Annotated in this window: 18 protein-coding genes and 1 tRNA gene; 9 read left to right on the top strand and 10 right to left on the bottom strand. The window is 35.3% G+C overall.

Translation table 11 applies throughout. From position 1 onward, the window contains the following. Positions 1 to 55: 55 nt before the first annotated feature. Genes RM520_RS02015 through RM520_RS02000 form a run of 4 tightly spaced genes read left to right on the top strand, consistent with a single transcriptional unit; the run spans position 56 to position 2365 of the window. A complete protein-coding gene (locus RM520_RS02015) occupies positions 56 to 730 on the top strand; it encodes a DUF8457 domain-containing protein (RefSeq protein ID WP_311384033.1) in 675 nt (224 codons plus the stop codon). Between the two features lie 40 nt (positions 731 to 770). Next, entirely contained in the window at positions 771 to 1124 is a 354-nt protein-coding gene (locus RM520_RS02010) for a DoxX family protein (RefSeq protein ID WP_311386798.1), read from the top strand. 9 nt (positions 1125 to 1133) lie between these two features. Then, positions 1134 to 1805: a 16S rRNA (cytidine(1402)-2'-O)-methyltransferase gene (rsmI, locus tag RM520_RS02005; RefSeq protein WP_311386797.1), complete on the top strand. Its 672-nt coding sequence runs from the start codon at positions 1134 to 1136 to the stop codon at positions 1803 to 1805. Further along, positions 1802 to 2365: a uracil-DNA glycosylase family protein gene (locus tag RM520_RS02000; protein ID WP_311386796.1), complete on the top strand. Its 564-nt coding sequence runs from the start codon at positions 1802 to 1804 to the stop codon at positions 2363 to 2365. Before rsmI ends, RM520_RS02000 begins: the two co-directional genes overlap by 4 nt. A 6-nt stretch (positions 2366 to 2371) precedes the next feature. On the opposite strand, the gene RM520_RS01995 is transcribed toward RM520_RS02000, so the two are convergent. Then, positions 2372 to 2974 (bottom strand): carboxymuconolactone decarboxylase family protein, encoded by a 603-nt coding sequence (locus tag RM520_RS01995; RefSeq protein WP_311386795.1) that lies wholly within the window; start codon positions 2972 to 2974, stop codon positions 2372 to 2374. A 47-nt stretch (positions 2975 to 3021) separates the two neighbouring features. Between RM520_RS01995 and RM520_RS01990 the strand changes: the two genes are divergently transcribed. The 3 genes from RM520_RS01990 to RM520_RS01980 are packed head-to-tail and all read left to right on the top strand — an operon-like array spanning position 3022 to position 6412. Then, positions 3022 to 3450, top strand: a complete 429-nt coding sequence (locus tag RM520_RS01990) for an OsmC family protein (RefSeq protein ID WP_311386794.1) — start codon at positions 3022 to 3024, stop codon at positions 3448 to 3450. 10 nt (positions 3451 to 3460) lie between these two features. After that, positions 3461 to 5149, top strand: coding sequence for a single-stranded-DNA-specific exonuclease RecJ (gene recJ / locus RM520_RS01985; protein WP_311384025.1), 1689 nt, complete (start codon positions 3461 to 3463; stop codon positions 5147 to 5149). A gap of 3 nt (positions 5150 to 5152) precedes the next feature. Continuing rightward, positions 5153 to 6412, top strand: a complete 1260-nt coding sequence (locus tag RM520_RS01980) for an MFS transporter (RefSeq protein WP_311386793.1) — start codon at positions 5153 to 5155, stop codon at positions 6410 to 6412. 183 nt (positions 6413 to 6595) lie between these two features. On the opposite strand, the gene RM520_RS01975 is transcribed toward RM520_RS01980, so the two are convergent. The 6 genes from RM520_RS01975 to RM520_RS01950 all read right to left on the bottom strand — a co-directional run bounded on the left by RM520_RS01975 (position 6596) and on the right by RM520_RS01950 (position 11152). After that, the gene (locus RM520_RS01975; protein ID WP_311386792.1) at positions 6596 to 7363 is read right to left on the bottom strand and encodes a UDP-2,3-diacylglucosamine diphosphatase; all 768 of its coding nucleotides are present in this window, start codon (positions 7361 to 7363) and stop codon (positions 6596 to 6598) included. Positions 7364 to 7391: 28 nt separating this feature from the next. Beyond that, a complete protein-coding gene (locus tag RM520_RS01970) occupies positions 7392 to 7805 on the bottom strand; it encodes a DUF3592 domain-containing protein (RefSeq protein ID WP_311384022.1) in 414 nt (137 codons plus the stop codon). 202 nt (positions 7806 to 8007) lie between these two features. After that, entirely contained in the window at positions 8008 to 8484 is a 477-nt protein-coding gene (locus RM520_RS01965; RefSeq protein WP_311386791.1) for a DUF4199 domain-containing protein, read from the bottom strand. 26 nt (positions 8485 to 8510) lie between these two features. Beyond that, positions 8511 to 9278, bottom strand: a complete 768-nt coding sequence (locus RM520_RS01960) for an enoyl-CoA hydratase/isomerase family protein (RefSeq protein ID WP_311386790.1) — start codon at positions 9276 to 9278, stop codon at positions 8511 to 8513. A gap of 28 nt (positions 9279 to 9306) precedes the next feature. Continuing rightward, complete coding sequence (locus RM520_RS01955) at positions 9307 to 10647, bottom strand: MATE family efflux transporter (RefSeq protein WP_311386789.1); 1341 nt, start codon at positions 10645 to 10647, stop codon at positions 9307 to 9309. Positions 10648 to 10651: 4 nt separating this feature from the next. After that, entirely contained in the window at positions 10652 to 11152 is a 501-nt protein-coding gene (locus RM520_RS01950; protein WP_311384018.1) for a GNAT family N-acetyltransferase, read from the bottom strand. Positions 11153 to 11205: 53 nt separating this feature from the next. Here RM520_RS01950 and RM520_RS01945 point away from each other — a divergent pair, with 53 nt between their 5' ends. Then, positions 11206 to 12003, top strand: coding sequence for a universal stress protein (locus RM520_RS01945; protein ID WP_311386788.1), 798 nt, complete (start codon positions 11206 to 11208; stop codon positions 12001 to 12003). Positions 12004 to 12055: 52 nt separating this feature from the next. After that, positions 12056 to 12129 (top strand) — tRNA-Ala (locus tag RM520_RS01940). Between the two features lie 39 nt (positions 12130 to 12168). On the opposite strand, the gene RM520_RS01935 is transcribed toward RM520_RS01940, so the two are convergent. From RM520_RS01935 to RM520_RS01925, 3 genes are read right to left on the bottom strand one after another with little or no spacing between them, the layout of a single operon-like run. Further along, entirely contained in the window at positions 12169 to 12543 is a 375-nt protein-coding gene (locus RM520_RS01935; RefSeq protein ID WP_311386786.1) for a DUF7009 family protein, read from the bottom strand. A 4-nt stretch (positions 12544 to 12547) separates the two neighbouring features. Then, the gene (locus RM520_RS01930; protein WP_311386785.1) at positions 12548 to 13126 is read right to left on the bottom strand and encodes a precorrin-2 dehydrogenase/sirohydrochlorin ferrochelatase family protein; all 579 of its coding nucleotides are present in this window, start codon (positions 13124 to 13126) and stop codon (positions 12548 to 12550) included. Next, positions 13113 to 14954, bottom strand: coding sequence for a PAS domain-containing sensor histidine kinase (locus tag RM520_RS01925; RefSeq protein WP_311386784.1), 1842 nt, complete (start codon positions 14952 to 14954; stop codon positions 13113 to 13115). The genes RM520_RS01930 and RM520_RS01925 overlap by 14 nt, the downstream gene beginning before the upstream one ends. Between the last annotated feature and the right edge of the window lie 15 nt (positions 14955 to 14969).

Below are 14969 nucleotides of genomic sequence, written 5' to 3'. Positions count from 1 at the left end.
GAATACAATCGTCGGGGCAATTAAATCTCCATTATAGCATAAAAAAAATATAGCGATGAAAAGAAAGCTAAGAGAAGAGTTAGTCAAACTTTCTACAGATATTATTACTTCACGAGAGGATAGTGAATTAACTGATCTATATGAGGTCGCAAAAAACTTATATGAAAAACTTGCGGTACTCAAGTTTATTGATGAAAAATTAAATGATGTTGAGGTTGACGTATCAAAGAATGTTCTTGCAGCACGATTTGAGAAAATGGCAGGGGCAGTTATGAACGAAAATAGAGCCGTACCTGAAAATAGCCCTCACGAAGAAGATATTATTACACCTGGTATGGATACGATTAAAGGAATGGTCTCTGAAATGCCAACCGAAGCCTTGGAATATATTTTTGGTGATTTTATGACCAAACCATTGAAGAATGAAAAAGAGGAAAAAGAACCAGAAATAGCCATTGAAAAAGAAGTAACTAAGAACTTGTCGCTAAATGACAAGTTGAATAAAGAACTTCAGATTGGCCTTAATGATAAGCTCGCTTTTGTAAAACATCTTTTCAATAATAACATGGAAGATTATACCAGAGCATTATCACAATTAACTACAATTGATACAGAAGAACGTTCCGTGGCTTTTATCAATAATATGGTTAAACCTGAATATAATAATTGGGAAGGTAAAGACGAATATGCAGAACGTTTTATGGCTCTAATTGAGCGTAAATTTGCCTGATTTCATTTTTTGTACATTTAGATAATCATCTGAATGTACTATGTTAAAAAAGTTTCTTTATTGGGTATCAACAGGCATATTAACCCTAATCATGCTGTTTTCTGTTTATAATTATTTCTTTAACCACGAGCTCATTGTTGGTTTTTTTGAAAATATGGGCTATCCAACATATCTAATTTACCCTTTGGCTATCGCTAAAATTTTAGGTTTAGTTGCTTTATGGGGTAATTTTTCAAAGTCACTAAAAGAATGGGCCTATGCTGGGTTCTTTTTTAATGTTTTACTTGCCTTTTTTGCCCATTATATGGTCAGCGATGGTGAACATATGGGAGCGCTGATTGCTGCTATCGCCGTGATTACATCTTATTTTACTGGTAAACATGTAAGGCCGTAACTTTGTTTTATGGGAAAATTATTTTTGGTGCCTACACCAATTGGTAATCTACAAGATATAACGTTTCGTGCGGTTACTGTTCTTAAAGAAGTAGATTTAATTTTAGCAGAAGATACTAGAACAAGCGGTAAGCTATTACAACATTTTGATATCAATACTCAAATGCATAGTCATCATATGCACAATGAGCATCGAACGACGGAAAGTCTTATTAATAAATTGAAAGCTGGGGCAACCTTGGCATTAATTTCTGATGCGGGAACTCCCGCAATATCGGACCCAGGTTTTTTGTTAACACGAGCTTGCGTTGAAAATAATATTGAGGTAGAATGTTTACCTGGCGCCACTGCTTTTGTACCTGCTTTGGTAAATAGTGGATTACCCAATGACCGTTTTGTTTTTGAAGGATTTCTGCCTGTTAAAAAGGGGAGACAGACCCGATTAGAGCTCTTAGCCGAAGAAACGAGAACCATGGTTTTTTACGAATCTCCTCATAAATTATTGAAAACCTTGAACCAGTTTGTGGAGTATTTTGGAGCAGAAAGACCGGTATCTGTTTCAAGAGAGCTTACTAAATTATATGAAGAAACCATTCGTGGAACAGCAACCGAAGTTCTTGATTATTATACTAATAAACCGCCTAAAGGAGAAATAGTTATTGTAGTTGGGGGGAAAAAATGAAAGAACTGCTAACAGAAATAAGAGAATGTACTATCTGTTCGGCACACCTTCCACTCGGCCCACGGCCGATAGTTGCAGCTCATGCAGATGCGAAAATAATCATCATTGGTCAAGCGCCGGGCACTAAAGTTCATGAGACCAGCATCCCTTGGGATGATCCAAGTGGTAGGCAGTTGCGAAAATGGTTAGGAGTTTCAGATGAAGTTTTTTATGACGAAAGTAAAATAGCACTTGTCCCTATGGGCTTTTGTTATCCGGGAAAAGCAAAGGGAGGCGATTTACCACCAAGAAAGGAATGCGCTCCACTGTGGCATCAACAACTTAGGGATAATATGCCAAAATTGGAATTGATTATTCTGATTGGCACTTATGCTCAGAAGTATTATTTAAAAGAAGCAATGGAAAAGAACCTAACCGAAACAGTTAGGTCTTATAAAAAGTATTTGCCAAAGTATTTTCCGTTACCACATCCTTCACCTCGAAATCGGTTTTGGTTGACTAAGAATCCTTGGTTTGAGGATGAAGTAATTCCAGAACTAAGAAAAAAAATTCAACTTTAGGAAGTTTTAATATACACTCCCATCATGCTTCCCTTTTTCCCAACCATGTTTGCCTAAATACTGATTGGCACTTTCAACGGCTCCTTTTTCAATAGAAGTTCCTTGACTATCATTCCAACGATTAAGATATCCAAATAGAGAAATAACGCCTAACATTTCAACAATTTCACCTTCGTTCCAGTGTTCATATAAACGCTCTTTAATTTCAGCATCAACTGCATTGGGTACTTGTGAAGCCTGTAACGAAAAGTCTAATGCTGCACGTTCAGCTTCAGAAAAGGCAGGATGAGTTCTGTATTCCCAAATATTATCTAATTGTTCTTGTTCAGCACCGTAGCGTTCAGCTGCTCTTATTGCGTGAGCTTGACAATAACGACATCCAGTTGCATTGCTACTTACCCATGCAATCATTCTTTTTAAGGCTGAGGTAACCCTACCCTCATTAGCCATTACTGCTTTATTAAGATTAATAAAAGCTTTTGAAATAGCAGGACGATGCTGCATGGTTAATACTGAATTTGGGCAAAAACCCAATGTCTCATTAAAAAATTCAGCTAATTTTTTGGTGTCTGGATCGTGGTTCGGGTCAAGGGGTTGTACTAATGCCATTTGGTTTCTTTTATCGTATTTTTATTGACTACAAGAAACAAAAATTTATGGGAACAACGAATCATATTAGCACTAAATGGATTGGCGGAATGGCCTTTGAAAGCAATAACCCTTCAGGGCTTAATTTAACTATCGATGCTGGACCAGATGATGGTGGAGAAGGCAATGGATTAAGACCAAAAGCTTTAATGCTTTCTGGCTTAGCAGGTTGCTCCGGTTTAGATGTTGCATCACTTATTAAAAAGATGAAGCTTGAAGTCGATTCTTTTACTATTGAAACGATAGCAAATTTGACGGATGAACATCCAAAATATTATGATCATGTAGTTATCGAATATCATTTTCATGGCGCTAATTTGAATGAAGAAAAACTGCAGCGAGCTGTAGATTTATCTGTAGAAAAATATTGTGGAGTCATGGAAATGTTTAGACGGTTTGCAGAATTAGAGATTAAGACGATTTTTCATCAAGACTAAAGAGCACCAGTTGCGCTGGACCATAAAACCAAGACCAGAACAAATTCAAATTGACCAACTCTCTAAAGAGTTAAAGGTTGATGCTTTGGTCGCGCAATTACTTTTACAACGTGGAATCTCTACCTACGAGGAGGCAAAAAAATTCTTTCGCCCAGAGTTATCCGATTTGCACGACCCTTTTTTAATGAAAGACATGGATAATGCTGTAACTCGGATTGAAAAGGCAATTGCAACCAATGAGAATATTTTAGTTTACGGTGATTATGATGTTGATGGCACTACGGCAGTCGCACTGTTATCTTCTTATTTATTAGCGTCGTACCCAAATGTTGCAACGTATATTCCAGATCGGTATGGTGAAGGCTATGGAGTTTCTTTAAAGGGAATTGATTTTGCCGAGGATAATGACTTCTCATTAATTATAGCGCTAGATTGCGGCGTTAAGGCTATCACACAAGTAAATTATGCACATGAAAAGGGGATTGATTTTATAATTGGCGATCACCACAGACCTGGTGAAAATTTACCCAAAGCTATTGCCGTTTTAGACCCTAAAAGAGAAGATTGTAATTACCCCTATGATGAGCTTTGTGGTTGTGGGGTAGCGTTTAAACTTGTTCAGGCTTTAGCTTCAAAAAAAGGGGAATCAATAGATGATTTAATACCGTTTTTAGATTTGGTGGCAACTGCCATCGGTGCCGATATTGTTCCAATAACAGGAGAGAATCGAGTATTAGCTTATTATGGAATGCAAGTAATTAATACGAATCCAAGAATTGGGTTTCAAGCCATTATTAATCAGGTCAAAAAGAAAGAATTGACCATTACTGATGTGGTTTTTATTATTGCTCCACGCATTAACGCGGCAGGTAGAATGGAGCATGGGCAGCATGCTGTAAATCTGCTTACTGAGAGTGATTTAGCTCAAGCAGAACAGTTTGCCGCCGGTATTGAAAAGTATAATTTTGACCGCAGAGCATTAGACCAAGAGATTACCAAAGAAGCACTAGAACAAATTCAAAAAAACAAAGAAGAAGAACGCTTTACCTCAGTCGTTTATGATGAAAATTGGCATAAAGGAGTGATTGGCATAGTCGCTTCAAGACTAACAGAAACCTATTATCGTCCGACCTTAGTTTTCACAAAAAGCGGAGAAAAATTAGCAGCCTCTGCAAGATCGGTTAAAGGCTTTGATGTGTACAATGCCCTGGAAAAATGCTCCGATTGTATTGAGCAATTTGGAGGACACAAATACGCTGCAGGTCTTACCCTATTAGAAGAGCAATATGATGAATTCAAAGGACAATTTGAAAAAGTAGTATCAGATAGTATTGCACCAGAACTTTTGATACCAGAACAACAAATTGACACTCAAATTGAGTTGGGACAAATCAACCCTAAACTAATGCGAATTATACGTCAATTTGCTCCTTTTGGGCCAGGAAATATGACTCCGGTTTTTATGGCAGAGAATGTTCAAGATACGGGTTATGCAAAAGGGGTTGGTGAAGATGAAAAGCATTTGAAATTAACGGCTACTCAAAAAGGATCTAAGCCTATTGGAGCTATTGGTTTTAATCTTGGAGATAAGATTGGACACATAAAAAATAAGAACCGTTTTGATATTGCTTTTACCTTAGATGAAAATGAATGGCAAGGTAACGTAAGCTTGCAACTAAAATTGAAAGATTTACGATAAGACATGGATCCCTACGCAGCACTAAGATTTAAAGAATTCAATATTTTTTTAGGGGTTCGTTTTGCTATGGTTTTTGCGTGGTCTATGCAATTTATTGTCATTGAATGGCAGGTTTATTCTTTGACTAAAGACCCACTTTCTTTAGGAATTATTGGGTTGATGGAAATAATTCCAGCCGTTAGTATTGCATTGTTTGCTGGCCATATAGTTGATCAAAATGAAAAACGTAATCTGTTAGTCAAATGCATATTAGGTTTTTCTGTAGTGAGTTTTGGGCTCTTTTTAATAACGCACCCTTCTGTAGCAATTGACTATGCCTCAAAAACAGTGCTATATGCTATTTATGCTTTAGTTTTTATTGGAGGATTGGTTCGTGCTTTTATCGGCCCGACAATATTTTCACTAATTGCTTTATTAGTGCCTAAAAAGATATACCCTAATGCAGCTACTTGGAGCAGTTCAACTTGGCAAATGGCTTCGGTTTTAGGACCGGCATTTGCTGGTTTTTCAATTGGTTGGATAGGGGTTCACTGGTCAATGTGTATCATTTTTGGCTTTTCCGTTCTAGCATTATTCTTTCTGTTTAGAATATCCAAAAAACCAATACTTAACCCAAAAATTGGTGAACCGGTTTTTAAAAGCTTAAAAGATGGTCTAAAATTTGTTTTTAGCAGTAAAGCAATTTTTGGCGCCTTAACTTTAGATATGGTTGCAGTTCTTTTTGGAGGAGCTGTGGCCTTGCTTCCTATTTATGCCCAAGATATACTGCACGTAGGTTCAGAAGGTTTTGGAATTTTAAGAGCAGCGCCGGCGGTAGGAGCTTCTATTACCATGTTAGGCTCAACACGTTTTCCTTTGCATAAAAATGCAGGCAAAAAACTACTTTGGGCAGTCTTTGCTTTTGGAATATGCATTCTTGTATTTGGAATTTCTGAACTGTTTTGGTTATCAGTTATTGCCTTATTTTTAAGTGGAGCTGTTGACGGGGTAAGTATGATAATTCGTCAAACTATACTTCAGTTAAAAACACCTGATAATATGAGAGGGAGGGTAGCCTCCGTAAATTCTATTTTTGTGGGATCTTCTAATGAACTGGGTGCCTTTGAAAGTGGTTTAGCGGCAAAACTTTTAGGTACTGTTTCCGCAGTCGTTTTTGGCGGTTGTATGACTTTATTAACCGTTGGTACTACTGCTTTAGTCTCACCGACATTTAGAAAACTAGACTTAGCTAAAGATGTGGAAGAACATGAAAAGGAGAAATAGCTTAAAAAATTACTTTTTGTAAGCTTCAATTTTACTTATCACTTTATCGAATAAATCGTCTTAAGCTTTGCTATCAATTTTGATAACTGTAGTTTAGAAAGACAGTCCCCCAATCGTAACCAGAAAACGAATTCATTTATCTGGGTCAGCTGTCGAAAGGAGGGCTGTTTTTTTATTAATTATTTAGTCCTCTAATTTCTCAAGGGATAGTTTTTTCCCATCAAAAACAGCATAAGTGAAGTAATTAATCCAATCGCCTAAATTGATGTAGGTTGAGTTTTCATTTAAAGAAATTTCCAAAGGAAGGTGTCGGTGTCCGAACACAAAATAATCGTGGTGTTGGGTTTCTAATTTGCGTTTCGCATATTGAACTAACCATTCTTTTTCTTCTCCTAGAAATTTAGCGTCTTCATCACCTGAAATCATTTTATTGCTAACAGACATATACTGACCTAATCTGACTCCTAAATCAGGATGCAACCAACGAAACATCCATTTGCAAATTGGATTGGTAAATATTTTTTTCATTCTTTTAAAACCAGTATCGCCAGGCCCAAGGCCATCTCCATGGCCAATAAAAAAAGAAGTGTCGTTTATAGATATTTGTTGGGGTTTATGGAAAACGGGTATATTTAATTCTTCTTCAAAATAACCGTTCATCCACAAATCGTGATTGCCTACAAAATAGCTTATTTGAATACCAGCATCGGATAATTCTGCAAGCTTACCTAATGTTCTGGTAAAGCCCTTTGGAACTACTTTTTTGTATTCAAACCAAAAATCAAATAGATCACCCATCAAATAAATCGCTGCCGCATCTGCTTTAATACTATCAAGCCAGGCTACGAATTTTTTCTCTCTAGGCAAGCTATCAGTAGCAGTTGGTGCCCCTAAGTGATTATCACTTGCGAAGTAAACTTTTTTACCTTGATTTAGGGTTAGGGTGTTCATTGCATTTCAAATATAGCTAATGAAACCTTTAGAAAAACTGATATGCCAAATAAGCACCACCAATAACTAAAAATGGGCTAGCAATCATGAATAAAATAACGCTACCTCGATATAGACCCCAAAAAGAAATGGTTTTAACATCATCCATTTTATTTCTATTGTAAACAATTTCAACTTTTTCACCAAGGCTATAAGGTGCCGGATAAGATTGTATTTTACTTGTAAAAGTTCTAAACTCTTGACTTCTATCTTTAAACTCAAATACGGGGGAGTACAGGTTATTATTTTCGCCTCGAGACACCACAAACTCTTTTACTATGGCAGTGGTTTTAATCCCATCTTTTAAGAGGTGTTGTGTTTTTTGAAACTGAATATAAGCAGTGTAAGCTAAAAATGAACCTATCGAAAATAGTATCCCGTAAAATAATATCCACCAATTCATTCTGCTCATTTTCCGTTTAACGCCTATATCTTCGATTGTTCCGAATTCGTGTGTAAACGTAAATTCCGATAACCAACAAGGCTAATCCGGGTAAGATTAAATCACTATTCAAAAAGGAAAGTATATCCATTATGCTGTGCTATAAAGTCAAGAGTTATTATTGGTAAAATGATTCTTTTTCTACAACGTAGTCAAGACCAGTTTATTTTTTTCTAACAAATAACGACACAATTGCTGCGGTAACAATACCAGCGCCAAGTGCTCCGAAGGCTGCTTGTATGCGATAACTATTAAAATTGAAAAAAGACTCAGCGCTTTCTTGAGTCATGATTTCGTTTTCTACAGCATTATTGATGGCATTTTGAAAATAATCGGGGCTTATATATTCATGTGTAATGTACTGCGAAAGTGGTGATAGCATAGCCACAATTACGCTAATTATAATACCAGAAACGAATCCTTGAACCCAAGTCATTTTGCCACTTAAATCTTTATTGCGTTTTTCTATAAGTGCAAAAACAAAAATTGCAATCGCAATGAGAGCGAAAAAATTGGTGTAGATAGGATGTTTATCAATGTGCACATCATGCCAACCCAATGCCTTTTCTAGCACCATCCAAAGTAGACCAGCAATTGTAAAAATGATGGCCCATTTAATCTCTGTTTTAAAATTTTTCATCTTATTGATTCTTCTATAAAGGTTTCTTATTTTTTGAACTTATTTAGGGCCTTTTTTGTGGCTTCAGACAGGGCTAATTTACCCGATTGCTCAGCTCTTTCCAATAGTAATGATTTCCAATGTTCTGTGCCTTCCCAGAGCACATTTTTCATAATGGATAGGGCATCAAGGTTATAAGAGGCTAGTTGTGAAGCATGATGTTCCAGTTCTTTATCCATTTCTAAAATGGTATCATAAACTTTGGAAAACATTCCTTTTTCTTTTGCCCAATACGCATTTTTCCACTCCGTTGGATTTAGTGCCATTTCGGCAAGTCCAGCTCTTCCAATTTTTCGTTCGACGGCCGGCGCAATTACCAATGGCGCAATACCAATAGAAATCTCTGAAAGTTTTATAGACGCATCAATGGTTGCGTAAACATAATCACAAGCTGATGCCAAACCAACACCACCGCCAACAGCTTTACCTTGAATACGACCAATGATAGGTTTTTTGCAAGTTCGCATGGCATTAATAACATTAGCGAATCCACTAAAAAAAGTTTTGCCTTCTTCTAAATTTGAAACAGCAACCAACTCATCAAACGAAGCACCTGCACAAAAAGCACGTTCTCCTTCTGATTTTAAAATAATTACAGAAACTTCATCATTAGCAGAGAGTATGTTGATTTCATTCACTAATCTTTCTAGAAGTTCTGAGGTAAAAGAATTACTGGCCTGATGTCCGAATTCTATTGTACCTACCTTATTTTGTATACTGGTATAAAGACTTCCATTAGGTCTATTAGTACCCATAAGTTATGTATTAGTTAGTTGTTGAAAGTTACTGGTTTTGTAAGAGTGGACGAAATTTTCGGCGAAACTTCCAAACCAATGTACCTCCTCTAATTGCCATCCAAACTACAAAAGCAATCCAAATTGAATAAAAACCCCAACCTAAATATTTACCTAAATATAGGGTGGGAATAAATCCAAGAAAAGTAGCCAAAAGTAGTATATTTCGCAGATATTTCATTTCTCCTAAACCCTTAAAAAGCCCATCAAAAACAAAGGCTACTGTATTCATTGGTAAGCTTAGAATCACAATAAAGAAAATACCGTAAAAGGTTTGCAATACAATTTCTTCATTAGAAAAAATACGGCCTAACGGAAAATAGAATAGGAAACCAAGGCATAACAGAATAAGACTCACAACCATTCCGTATGTCATGATTTTTTTCGCAAGAGACCAAAGTCCATCATAATCTTTTTCGCCTAATAATTTGCCGCCCATGCTATTACCAGCTGCACTATAACCATCAATAAAAAATGCTGAAAACAACCACAAATTTATTGCGATTGTGTGGGCTCCAATAAACCGGTCACCTAAGGCCGTTGCTTCTCTTACTGCTAAAATCATGGCCGTATTCAGCGCCAAAGCACGAACGAATAAATTAAGACTCATATATATGAGACGTTTTAATTCTTTATTCAGAGGAAAAAGAAGCTTTAATTTGATATCGGTTTTAGCTCTTAGTAAAAAGAATACTAGAATAGCCATAACCCCTTGTGATATTAGACTTGCCCAAGCGGCTCCCTCTAGATACATAGCCGGGATTACTCCTTCAATGCCATAAACCATTATAAAATCTAGAATGATATTTAATAGTGCCCCAATAATGGCAATTAACATGGGATAATAAGTGTTTTGAAGTCCTCTGAAAATACCAAATACTGCAAAAGTGAATAAGGTTAAAGGAAAACCCCAAACCCGAATAGAATAGTATGAAACGCAATAGGTCAAAATCTTACCTGAGGCTTCAAATAATTTAAAAATATCTTCTACAATAAAAATAGTACTGGCTAAAATAACCAGACTTAGCATGATATTTAAAAATATGGCCTGCGCTGGTAAGTCTTCAACCTCTTTGATTTTACCTGCACCTAAGTATTGTGAGATGATAGCTGAAATAGCACTTCTTGTTTGCCCCAATACCCAAATTAGCATAGATAAAAAAGAACCTACAATTCCGGCAGCAGCTAAAGATTCTAATCCGTCAACAGGAATATTGCCTACAATGGCTGTATCAGTAATGGATAAAATCGGTTCTGCTATACCTGAAATAGTTGCCGGTATAGCCAACCTATTGATATTCTTGAAAGTAATGGCCGTTTTGCTTATCATCGTGCTACAAAACTAACTCATAGCAAGGAAAGGGATGTTTACTTTGTTTAGGAAAGAAAATATTTTCGAGTTTTTGATATCCTCTTTTTTCGTAGAATTTTTGGTTACGCTTATTTTGTGAAAAAGTGTCTAAACGGATAGAGCTAACATTATTTTCTCTCGCATAGTTTTCCGCAAAATTCATAAGTTGCTGTGCATTACCTTGTCCTTGATACTCCGGGTGTACGCCTAAGCGATGAATATAGATATTATTGTCATTTGGAGTCAGCCATTTTACAGGCTTATATTCTTCATCCATTAAAGTGGAAATAACAATGGTTCCAATCAAACGATTATCTTTTAAGAGAACAAAAAGTTCTTTACGCTTAATATCATTATTAAATATTTCTCTGGAAGGGTAATCCTGGGTCCATTGATAAATGCCTTGGCTTTCCATAAACTGGGTGCATGCTTTGGTCATTAAAAGAATATCAGTTATTTCAGATAACTTTGCACGTCGTATCATGATTTGATTTCGATTAAATTGTAAATTTAGAGTATAATACTAATAACCAGACCATGAATAATATTTTGGTACCCTTAGGCACTTCGCCTGATGCGCATGAAACTTTAAAATATGCGATTGATTTTGCTGCTGATTTTGGAGCAAATGTTTTCATAATGGATGTTTATCAAGTTGCTATAGGTGCAGGAAGCTTAGGTAAAGTTGAAGAAAAAGTTGAAGCGACCCACCGTGAAAACATTAAAGCATTAGTTGCTGAGATGGACACAAAAAGTGTTGATGTTAAGATCGCATCGTATAACGGTGATATCATTGATGGTTTGAAAGAAATCACGAAAGAATTAGACATTAACTTAATCATAATTGCTCCAAGAAGTAATGATATTAATGAAGAGTTGTATTTAGGAAACACTTCTGGGCGTATCGTAAAGCAAACTAATATTCCAACATTGGTGGTGCCCAAAGGAACAGGCTATCTGCCAATTAAAAGTATATTGGTTGCTTTTAAATCAGGTATTCTTAAACGTAGCAAGGTTTTATATCCATTGATTAGTATTATGCGCAAAAATAAGGCAAGTGTCAATCTTTTATTAATCAAGACCCCTGGTTATACCGAAGATGATTTAAAGATTAATACCGCTTTGTTAGATGTAAGTAAAAATCTGATTATTTCTGAAAACCCTACGACTTATCACGGCGTTCTAGAACATTTTCAAGCAAAGAACCCAGACATGCTATGTGTATTTAGAAGAAAAAGAGGTTTCTTCAAAAAGTTATGGGAGAAAAGTACGGTGCTTAAATCAGAATTTCACGCTACTGTTCCATTATTAATTCTTAGTGTTAAAAAAGACTAACATAAAAACCTATTTTGAAACCAAATTAAAATGTGTTTCCTTTGTCGACCACGGGGGATTAGCTCAGCTGGCTAGAGCGCTTGCCTGGCAGGCAAGAGGTCACCGGTTCGACTCCGGTATTCTCCACTCAGTAAATACAGGCCTTCACAAATGTGGGGGCTTTTTTTATTTTTCACTATTTAATTTAGGATTTGGATAATTATCTGACTGATCTTCAATAGTATTATCCAAACAAGTAAAATCTTTTTCCACTAGTAATGATAACGTATTTTTGTCATTCCAATCCACTTCATTACTATGGCCGATTACGTTATCAGTTGCCCATGAAGTTTGCACACTATCAGGAAGAAAAAGGGTTATAGTATCATTTGTAAAATCGGCTTGTAACGATTTTATTCCAGATTTTATCTCTAAAGCATAGTAGAATTTTTTTGACTGAAACTCGGTAACTTCTGAAATTTGCCCCTGTTTACAGAACAATTCAACTTCTGTTTTTGTTAATCTAAATCGAACGGAATTCCCTTTAATTCTTATCTTCATTATCTTATTTTTTATTCACTAGCCCTTTAGTGAATTCATTTAATGTTTCTACTTTTTCTTCAAAATCACCTTTGATTGTCTTACGGTATTCATTTAAATTTTTAACTAAATCATCAATATTTTCAGGAATTACATCTTCGAAAAATTGACGCAGTCTTTTGGCTGTGGTCGGTGATTTTCCGTTGGTTGAAATAGCTACTTTTACATTGCCTTTTGTAACAATACCTCCCATATAAAAATCACAAAAGGGAGGATTGTCAGCAACATTCACTAAAATTGAACGCTTTCTACAATCTGCATAAACTTTTTCATTTACAGAAGGTTTATCAGTTGTAGCTATTACAATATGTTTTTTCTTTAAAAAACGTTTTTTGTACTTGCCTTTATACAATTTTACCTGATGATTTTTAGCTAGTTCTTTAGTAGCGTCTCTATACATTGGCGATATCATTTTGACCTTGGCATTAGGACTCGATTTCAACAAAAAGGTAAGTTTTTCTTCAGCGACGTTACCACCACCTACGATAAGTACGTTTAGGTTATTTACTTTTAGAAATACAGGATATAATTCATTTCGATCCATCTAGCTTCAAATTGTAATTTATAGTAACTCTTGTTCCTTCTCCAGGAATAGAATTTATGAATAATCTACCATCAATATAACCAATGCGCTCTTTCATAAAGAAGACTCCCATACCTCCTTCACTATTATTTTTTGGAGCCTGGTCAAGAATTGCAGAATCGAAACCTTTACCATCATCATCAATTAAAACACTTAAAATATTATCCTTATAATTAATGGTTACTAAAATATAATTGGCTTGCGCATATTTAATGGCATTATTGACAGCTTCTTGAGTAACCCTATAAATGTTGGTTTCGGCTAAAGAATCAAAACGAATATTTTCAGAAGCTTTATTTTCAAAAAGAATATTTTGTCCAGTTAATTTGCCCAACTCATGTGTCATTTTTTGTAAAGCCGGAAAAATACCATGATCCTGTAATTCAGGAGGGGTAAGGTTAAAAGTTGCTGTACGAACACCCTTAATTAAATCTGAAGTTAAGATTTTCAAATATTCAATCTTTTCTTTTGTTTTTTCTTTTTGGCTGAGGTTAATAGATTCAATATTAAATTTTAATGCCGTTAACATTTGTCCAATACCATCATGTATGTCTTTGGCAATTCTTTTTCGTTCTTCTTCTTGTCCTTCTACAATTTGACTTGCTTGTAATTGTTTTTGGCGTATGTTTTCTTCGTAGTTCTGTTTAGTAAGTTCTTCAATTTTAATTTGATTATTTTTTCTTTCAGTAATGTCAGAGCACAAAATGAGTACGCTTTGCACTAAGCTTGATTGATGCATCGGTATTATTGACATGTCCAACCAAATCTTTTCACCTGTAAAAGTTGTAATTTCAATTTCTTCAGTCCGAATATTTCTTTGTTTGCTACTAAGAATCTCATGAAGATATTGCTGCTGTCCTTGGTTTTGTGTTAGAACCTCCGAAATAGTTAAAGTTAATTTACTTTTAGAATGGTCTAAAAGCTCTAGAAATTTTTTGCTAATAAAAACAATAGAACCATCATTTCTTGCACTGGCAAATAGCGCAGCATTATCAATAACAAAATTTAGTTCTTGTAGTTCTTGCAATGATTTTTCTTTTTCAACAAAAAGACTTTTGATTTCTTTGGCATTGTTTTCTGTTTCTTCTTGACTTTGAATAAGTTTTGAAATTGTACTTCTAATTTGCAATGATAGCGGTCGAAAAATGAATACAATTTCAAGAAAAAGTATTAGCAAAGAGAATCCAAATAATAAAAGTTCTTTTAATTTTAACTTCTCTAATCGTTCCTTACTTTGTTGGTCATATTCATTAACTATTGCGTCCATTTTCATTAAAAATGGCTGTTCATTTGTTAATAGTATTTGTAATTCATCGGCATAAGAATTAGAATGAATATTTAGGCCCCCCCCCTCTTTTAAAATAGTTTCTACTGCATTAACCATCGCTTTATGATGGGGATTCAATTCAGAAAAAAGATTTAAAATAATTGAGTTAACTTCTTTAGGAAGACCAATACTATCATTGCCATTTTGAAGACCATTATGCGAAGTTTTCCAGATATAAAGTGTTTGCTTTAAGTCATTAAGAATTTTTAGTTGTAAGGTTTTATCAGGCGCTACGGTTTTAAGCAACATCACTTCTTTGACAAGTTTCTGACTAAAAGCTCGTTGACGTCCTGCTACGTTAATTATTCTTGAATCATTTAGTTGTGAACTAAGATGTTGTTGAATTAAAATTTGTGCTATAATAATTGTTACTGCGATTCCGGCAAAAGCGAGTAAATACCACTTTTGAACTCTTAAAAATGTAGTTGTATCTAATGCTATTTTTTTTACCTGTCCCGTCATTAAATAAACTTGCCT

It is taken from the genome of Croceitalea vernalis, from assembly GCF_031846405.1.
Taxonomy (GTDB): Bacteria; Bacteroidota; Bacteroidia; order Flavobacteriales; family Flavobacteriaceae; genus Croceitalea; species Croceitalea vernalis.
Note: the sequence above shows the minus strand (reverse complement) of the source record. Positions and strands in the feature narration are given on the sequence as shown.